The organism is Mesorhizobium sp. CA15 (assembly GCF_020165215.1).
Lineage (GTDB): Bacteria > Pseudomonadota > Alphaproteobacteria > Rhizobiales > Rhizobiaceae > Mesorhizobium.
Genome location: NZ_JAIUHQ010000037.1, coordinates 1 through 7,116 on the forward strand (window position 1 = coordinate 1; position 7,116 = coordinate 7,116).

At 57.5% G+C, this 7,116-nt stretch carries 8 protein-coding genes; 3 read left to right on the forward strand and 5 right to left on the reverse strand.

Annotated elements, in window-relative coordinates:
* Nucleotides 1–21: 21 nt before the first annotated feature.
* The 4 genes from LB515_RS27875 to LB515_RS27890 form a co-directional block, all read right to left on the reverse strand.
* Complete coding sequence (locus LB515_RS27875; RefSeq protein ID WP_140845287.1) at nucleotides 22–369, reverse strand: hypothetical protein; 348 nt, start codon at nucleotides 367–369, stop codon at nucleotides 22–24.
* Nucleotides 370–570: 201 nt separating this feature from the next.
* On the reverse strand, nucleotides 571–1,092 hold the full coding sequence (locus LB515_RS27880) for a hypothetical protein (RefSeq protein WP_224709648.1): 522 nt from the start codon (nucleotides 1,090–1,092) through the stop codon (nucleotides 571–573).
* Entirely contained in the window at nucleotides 1,089–1,601 is a 513-nt protein-coding gene (locus LB515_RS27885; RefSeq protein WP_224709650.1) for a hypothetical protein, read from the reverse strand. The genes LB515_RS27880 and LB515_RS27885 overlap by 4 nt, the downstream gene beginning before the upstream one ends.
* Before the next feature lie 165 nt (nucleotides 1,602–1,766).
* Nucleotides 1,767–2,141, reverse strand: coding sequence for a very short patch repair endonuclease (locus LB515_RS27890; protein WP_263490445.1), 375 nt, complete (start codon nucleotides 2,139–2,141; stop codon nucleotides 1,767–1,769).
* A gap of 95 nt (nucleotides 2,142–2,236) precedes the next feature.
* Here LB515_RS27890 and LB515_RS27895 point away from each other — a divergent pair, with 95 nt between their 5' ends.
* The 3 genes from LB515_RS27895 to LB515_RS27905 are packed head-to-tail and all read left to right on the forward strand — an operon-like array spanning nucleotide 2,237 to nucleotide 5,225.
* Complete coding sequence (locus LB515_RS27895) at nucleotides 2,237–3,178, forward strand: DNA cytosine methyltransferase (protein WP_224709654.1); 942 nt, start codon at nucleotides 2,237–2,239, stop codon at nucleotides 3,176–3,178.
* 3 nt (nucleotides 3,179–3,181) lie between these two features.
* Nucleotides 3,182–4,243, forward strand: a complete 1,062-nt coding sequence (locus LB515_RS27900) for a hypothetical protein (protein WP_224709656.1) — start codon at nucleotides 3,182–3,184, stop codon at nucleotides 4,241–4,243.
* Between the two features lies 1 nt (nucleotide 4,244).
* Nucleotides 4,245–5,225 carry a hypothetical protein gene (locus tag LB515_RS27905; protein ID WP_224709661.1) on the forward strand — a complete coding sequence of 327 codons (981 nt, stop codon included), beginning with the start codon at nucleotides 4,245–4,247 and terminating at the stop codon, nucleotides 5,223–5,225.
* Nucleotides 5,226–5,235: 10 nt separating this feature from the next.
* Here LB515_RS27905 and lepA read toward each other — a convergent pair whose 3' ends face one another.
* Nucleotides 5,236–7,041: a translation elongation factor 4 gene (gene lepA / locus LB515_RS27910; protein WP_095769428.1), complete on the reverse strand. Its 1,806-nt coding sequence runs from the start codon at nucleotides 7,039–7,041 to the stop codon at nucleotides 5,236–5,238.
* Nucleotides 7,042–7,116: the final 75 nt, after the last annotated feature.

Sequence of the window (7,116 nt, forward strand, 5' to 3'; positions counted from 1 at the left end):
GGGAGAAGGGGAAGCGCCCCGCTACTCGGCCAGATCCACCGTCTCGGTGGAATGCTCGGTGCAGATGAAGCAGCAGGTGTCGCAGGGCTGGTCGTTGTCGGGGCCGACGCCGGCGGTGACGGAATCGTCGCCGTTCACCCAGGCGCCCCAGCAGATATGCTCGCCCGGCTCGCAGGAGATCGGCACGGACTTTCGCGCCTTCGGGCGGATGAGGAACACCTTGTCGTCGCCCGGCCAGACTTTTTGGCTGTCGCGGCTGAACAGCTCGACCGCGACGCCGTCCGAACGCTGGTTGCGCACGAAGACCGACATGTCGGCGGCTAAAGCCGGCGAGGTGAGCAGAAGGAAGGCGAGCAGAGCGCGAATCATGGCGAGGTCCCCCGAGGGAGTAGAGCACGGGTTGAGACGGGGCGCGACCTCCCCTTCCCCCCTTGTGGGGGAAGGTGGCTCGGCGCGCAGCGCCGAGACGGATGAGGGGTGCTCCAGGGAAAGCCGACGTCTCACTCCGCTGGAACACCCCTCATCCGGCCGCTTCGCGGCCACCTTCTCCCACAGGGGGAGAAGGGGAAGTCAGCGCCTCACCACATGCGGCGCGAATGTCTTCACCGCATCCACAATCTCCTCTCCCCGCACGTCGAGCGAGGAGATTTCCATATGCACAATGGTTTTGCCGAAGGGCATCAGGCCGAAGGCGTTGGCGGAGGAATAGCGGATTGCGTCGGGCGGCTCCTCGGTGAGCTCGAAATTGAGCATCGCCGCGCCCTTGCCGCCGGCGGCGAGCCGCACGCTCCGCACCTTGCTCCATGGCACCAACACGTCACCGGCGCGGGCATCTCGGAAACCCTGGCTGTCCAGCACCACCTTGACCGAGGTGTCGAAGGCGCCGCGAGCGATGAAGGCGCCGAGCGCGAGGCAAGCGGCGCTGAGCAGCGCGATCCACAGCACATGCCCGCTGTTCGCGCCCGAAGCCACGCCCTGCAGCGCGCCGAAGCCGAAAATGCCGCCAAGCAGGATCGGTCCAACGGCGGGCAAGATCTTTCCCGACGGGCTGTTGCGGATTTCGAGCGGCGCGGCCATTGCCTTGGCGCTCAACGCTCCGGCTTCAGCAAAGTCCAGATCCAGCCGATGAAGGTCAGCACCAGGAACGGATAACCGAGCGCCGGCAGCGGCGCCGAGGTGGGCAGAAGCGGCGCGCCCCACAGGATCATCAGGATCGAGACGGCGAACAGCACGGCGGCGACGGAGGCCGTAAGCCGCATCCACAGCGCGAAAGTGGCCTGCGCGCTGACCATCACCAGCCCCGCCGCCCACAGCGCAATGCCGCCGGCATAGGAAGGCACGGAGGCCTGCAGCCCCGCCGCATTGCCGGCCAGAAGCAGGCTTTCGCCGGCAAGGAAGGTGAGGAAACCCGCCGCGACGAGATCATGGCCGAGCCGCTGGTATTTCATCGTCAGCAGCGCCGCGGCGACGACGATGCCCACGCCGTCGATGGTCCAGACCGTCTCGCGCAGCGCGTCGCTGGCAACGAAAGTGCCCGCCAAGCCAAAAGCGCCGCCGATGGCGAGGCCGATTGCGGCGACGAGATCGAGAGTGGAGCGCATGTGATGTCTCCCCAAGCCGGGGAGAGGATACAACGAGGTCAGGCCGTTGGTAAGCAATCTGTCGACAAGCAGACCTCAATGCGGCACATGAATGGAACGAATCATCCCCAAGGGCCGACGAGTCGGCTATGCTTTGCAACATTACCCAACCCGGGCCGATCCATGTTACTCGAGAAAATCGATCAAGCGACGTTCAACCTGTGCGAGGGTTTTTGTCTCGCATTCCCAGATCGTTAACACCTTCCAGCCTAAAGCTGACAGAGCCGCCTGATTCGTTTGATCCCGTAAGGCCGTCCTCTGGAGTTTCGGGAGCCAATAGGCTTGATTGGATTTTGGCTGATGCGCGATTCGGCACCTGGACGCGTTGTGCATATGCCAGAAACAGCCATGGACGAAAATGACCTTCTTCTTTGCGGCAAAGACCAAATCCGGCCTGCCTGGCAGATTTGTTTTGTGAAGTCGGTATCGATATCCGAGCCCGTGCGCCAGTCGCCTGACCAGCAGTTCGGGCTTCGTATCTTTTCCGAGAATCTTGCGCATGATCTCGGATCGCTGTTCCGTGCTGAATTTGTCCAAAATTTTTCCCGCAACGCTCACTGAGTGCGCTACAGGTTATCTAATTCGGGAGGGGCAGCATGCCAACAGCGGTTTCACTTTTCAGCGGCTGCGGCGGATCAGATATCGGGCTTCACAAGGCTGGCTTTGATATTCTTATGGCAAACGACATTTTGCCCTACGCCCGGGACGTCTATCGCGCGAATCTCCCTGATACAGATTTTCGGTTAGGTGACGTGGCCAAGATTAAAAACTTTCCGAGAGCCGATCTTCTCGTAGGCTGCTACCCGTGCCAAGGTTTCAGCCAAGGCGGAGTTCGTGACCCTAGCCGAACGATAAATTATCTGTATCGAGAATTCGACCGGGCGTTACGGCAGATAAAACCAAAGGCGTTTATCGTTGAGAACGTTTCCGGGATGCGTCGCGCCGATTTTCGTCACTTACTAAACAATCAAATTGTGCGCTTCAGGCTAGCCGGCTACAAGGTGAAATCTGAGCTATTAGACGCAAGAGATTTCGGCGTCGCTCAGGAGCGCCAACGCGTTTTCATTGTGGGGATAAGGGCAGATTTGGACGATATTTACGAATTCCCGATGCCAGCTTACTTTGCAGACGCCCGTCGGGGACAACGGCACTTGACGATACGCGATGCGATAGGTGATTTGCCAGAATGGCCCGATGGTGAGTTCAACAATGAAGTTTTCCATTGGTACTACCTATCTCGCAATCGATATCGCGGGTGGGAAGAAACTAGTCGTACAATCGTGGCGAAAGGTCGGCACGTTTCATTGCATCCTATCAGCCCTAAATTGAAGCGAATCCATACCGATAAGTGGGTGTTCGAAGATGATCGCCCAGCAAGAAGATTATCGTTTAGGGAGTGCGCTCGGCTTCAAGGCTTCCCAAAAGCAATGAAGTTTCCGGATACTGCGATTTTAAACGAAAAATACAAGGTGGTTGGTAACGCTGTACCGCCGCCGTTATTTAACGCAGTGGCCTCCGCATTGCCGAACGTCTGGTGACCCATGGGACATAAATTCGCGACCGTGCCGATAAACGACCTGTATTTAGATCCTGAGAATCCACGTCTTCCCGCCTATGTTGAGCGTGACCAGGATTCCATGTTTTCATATTTGGCGCAAAATTCTTCGATCGAAGAGTTGATGACGGCGATATCCGAAAACGACTTTTTCCAAGCGGAAGCGCTCATTGCGGTTCCGGTGGGCAAGGAACTTATCGTTGTTGAAGGAAACCGGAGGCTCACCGCCCTAAAGCTGCTATCTGGACAGACTTTCGATCAGATATCGACTCGAATCTCTGAGCTGCAGGCGAGCGCCAAACATCGGCCGTCTTCGGTGCCTGTGGCGATCTACGACAGCCGCGAGGAGGTTCTCAATTATCTTGGAAATCGCCATATAGCAGGCGTAAAACCGTGGGGAGCTCTTGCGAAGGCTAGATATATTAAGCAGCTGTTTGATCACACATCTTCACAAGAGGACTTTCCGGAACGGTGCAGGACTGTTGCGAAAATTATTGGCAGCAGGAGAGACTTTATCTCTAAGTCTATGAAAGCTTATCAGGTTTATGAAGTAGCCGAAAAGAACGACTTTTTCTCGCTTGAAGGAGTTGATGAAGAAGCTGTGAAGTTTTCATTAATCTCTACCTCAGTCGACTACAGTGGTATACAGAAGTTTATTTTCGGAGCCAGCGAGGAAGAGACGGGAGAAAGCATAAACGAACGGGATCCAATCATCGACAACGTGAGAGAATTCTTCAGCTGGCTCTTCGTTCGCGAAGAGGGAGAGAAACCACGTATCGGGGAGTCGCGAAACCTAAATAAGTTGTCCAAGGTTCTGCTAAATGACGACGCTTTAGCGGCATTTAGAAAGGGAGCTAGCCTGGACCAGGCTTACCTTTATACGACTGGCGTCGGCGATGATTTTGACGCAATTTGTACAAGAATTCAGCGAGAACTTCGAGAGGCGAATTCAATAGCGGCTGAGGTCGAGCGCACTGAAGTCAGAGAACAGCTTACGAATTCGATATACCGGCAGGCGCGTGCTTTAGAATCAGCATTTCGGGACTAGTATGTTTTCACTTGGAAGGGTCGCCCGAACGAAACCACATCTGCTTGCTGATACCGCTGAAATAGCAATAGCGTTTGGTGGCTATGAAGGTATTTCAGCAAGTGATCTATCCAGCATAATTAAGCAGTCAACCCGCCCCGATGACGAGTTGCTTGATATCGATGAACCGGATGTAGACGACGATGATTTGCCGGACCACTTAGATGGCGCAGAGACGACGAGTCGCGAGCAGGCATACGTCGAAGAGTGCGTCCGTCAGATTGAGTTTCGCGTCTCAGCTTTCGGACTTTGCTACCCTTTTGTTCTAGACCGGGGGCGATTGGCCTTACGAAAAGAACTCACATATCTAAACCATGTGTATCTGCTTCTTCTCGCCTGCTCTAGGATTAGATCGTTCACGTCGAAGGGCATTAAACAGCGCCTTGCCGATGCCTTCGAACTTATTTGCGCAGAATGCTTGCGTCGGTTAGTTCCGGAAACGGGTGAAGTTTACATGTTCGGGCCTAATAGCAACGACCGACGTGAAGTCTTCCATACGAACTTATCGGCGGCCATGCCTTTGCTTGTCGAGAAATTGGGGATTGAGCTTACGCGCGACTGGGAGAAGAACTTTGGATCATCGGGAGATGGGAAAATAGATTTGGTGAGCGTGGTTCGAGTGGACAAGCTTGCACCAGGAGTTGTCGTAATGGTTGGACAATGCGCAGCGATGGAGGAAGAAAAAAATTGGGAGCGTAAGCGGCAGGAAGCAATCTTTGCTACACGCCGCGGTTCGTTCATTTGTTTGGTCGACCCACAGGGTATCTTGTTCATCCCAGTCTGTTATCGGCAAGCCAACGGCGAATGGATAAACAAGGACTACGTCTCTAGTGTCGTGACTATGGACCGGTTGCGAATTATCTCGGTCCTTTCTGCTCATGGGAAAGAGACTATAAACATACAGGAAATCTACAAGAAGGTTGGTCTACCGATGGCGGCGTGAATTTCGCCCCTCAATCCCCCATCTTCAGCGCCTGGATAAACGCCTCCTGCGGGATATCCACCTTGCCGAACTGGCGCATCCGCTTCTTGCCCTCTTTCTGCTTGTCGAGCAGCTTGCGCTTGCGGGTCACGTCGCCGCCATAGCATTTGGCGGTGACGTCCTTTCGCAGCGCCGAGATGGTCTCGCGGGCGATGACCTTGCCGCCGATGGCCGCCTGGATCGGGATCTTGAACAGATGGTGCGGGATCAGCTCCTTCAGCTTCTCGCACATAGCGCGGCCGCGCTTTTCCGCCGCCGTGCGGTGCACCAGCATCGACAGCGCGTCGACCGGCTCCTCGTTGACCAGGATCGACATCTTCACCAGGTCGCCCTCGCGATAGTCGGTCAGGTGATAGTCGAAGGAGGCGTAGCCCTTGGAGATCGACTTCAGCCGGTCGTAGAAATCGAAGACCACCTCATTGAGCGGCAGGTCGTAGGTGAGCATGGCGCGTTTGCCGACATAGGAGAGATCGGCCTGGATGCCGCGCCTGTCCTGGCAAAGCTTCAGGATGCCGCCGAGATAGTCGTCGGGGGTGAGGATGGTGGCGCGGATCCACGGCTCCTCGATCGAGGCGATCTTGACCACGTCGGGCATATCGGCCGGGTTGTGCAGTTCCTTGACCGAGCCGTCATTGAGGTTCAGGCGGTAGACGACGGAGGGCGCGGTGGCGATGAGGTCGAGGTTGAACTCGCGCTCCAGCCGTTCCTGGATGATTTCCAGATGCAGCAGGCCAAGGAAGCCGCAGCGATAGCCGAAGCCGAGCGCGGCGCTGGTTTCCATCTCATAGGAAAAGCTCGCGTCGTTGAGGCGCAATTTGCCGACGGCGGCGCGCAGATCCTCGAAATCGGCGGCGTCGACCGGGAACAGGCCGCAGAACACCACCGGCTGCGCCGGCTTGAAGCCGGGCAGCGCCTTCTGCGTCGGGCGGCGGTCCTCGGTGATGGTGTCGCCGACGCGGGTGTCGGCCACTTCCTTGATCGAGCCGGTGAAAAAGCCGAACTCGCCGGGGCCGAGCTCGTCGACATTGACGCGGGCCGGCTTGAACACGCCGGTCCGCTCGACGAGATACTTGGCGCCGGTGCCCATCATGCGAATGGTCTGGCCCTTCTTCATGACGCCGTCGATGATGCGCACCAGAACGATGACGCCGAGATAGGCATCGTACCAGCTGTCGACCAGCATGGCCTTGAGCGGTGCCGCGATATCGCCCTCGCGCGGCGGCGGCAGCTGGTGGACGATCGCCTCCAGCACATCCGGCACGCCAAGGCCGGTCTTGGCCGAGATCAGCACGGCGTTGGAGGCGTCGAGGCCGATCACCTCCTCCACCTGCTCGCGGATGCGCTCGGGCTCGGCCGCCGGCAGGTCGACCTTGTTCAGCACCACGACGATCTCGTGGTTGTTGTCGATGGCCTGGTAGACATTGGCCAAGGTCTGCGCCTCGACGCCCTGGGAGGCGTCAACCACCAGCAGCGAGCCCTCGCAGGCGGCCAAGGAGCGCGACACCTCATAGGCGAAGTCGACATGGCCAGGCGTGTCAATGAGGTTCAGCACATAATCCTCGCCGTTCTTGGCGCGGTAGTTCAGCCTCACGGTCTGGGCCTTGATGGTGATGCCGCGCTCGCGCTCGATATCCATCGAGTCCAGCACCTGCTCCTTCATGTCGCGCTCCTCCAGCGTGCCGGTGAGCTGGATCAGCCGGTCGGCAAGCGTGGATTTGCCATGGTCGATATGGGCGACGATGGAGAAATTGCGGATGTGGTCGAGCGGGGTGGTCATGCGGCGCGCTTTAGCAGGGGCGAGGTTGAGGGGCAAGCGGAACGCCTTTTTCCCTTCCCCCCTTGTGGGAGAAGG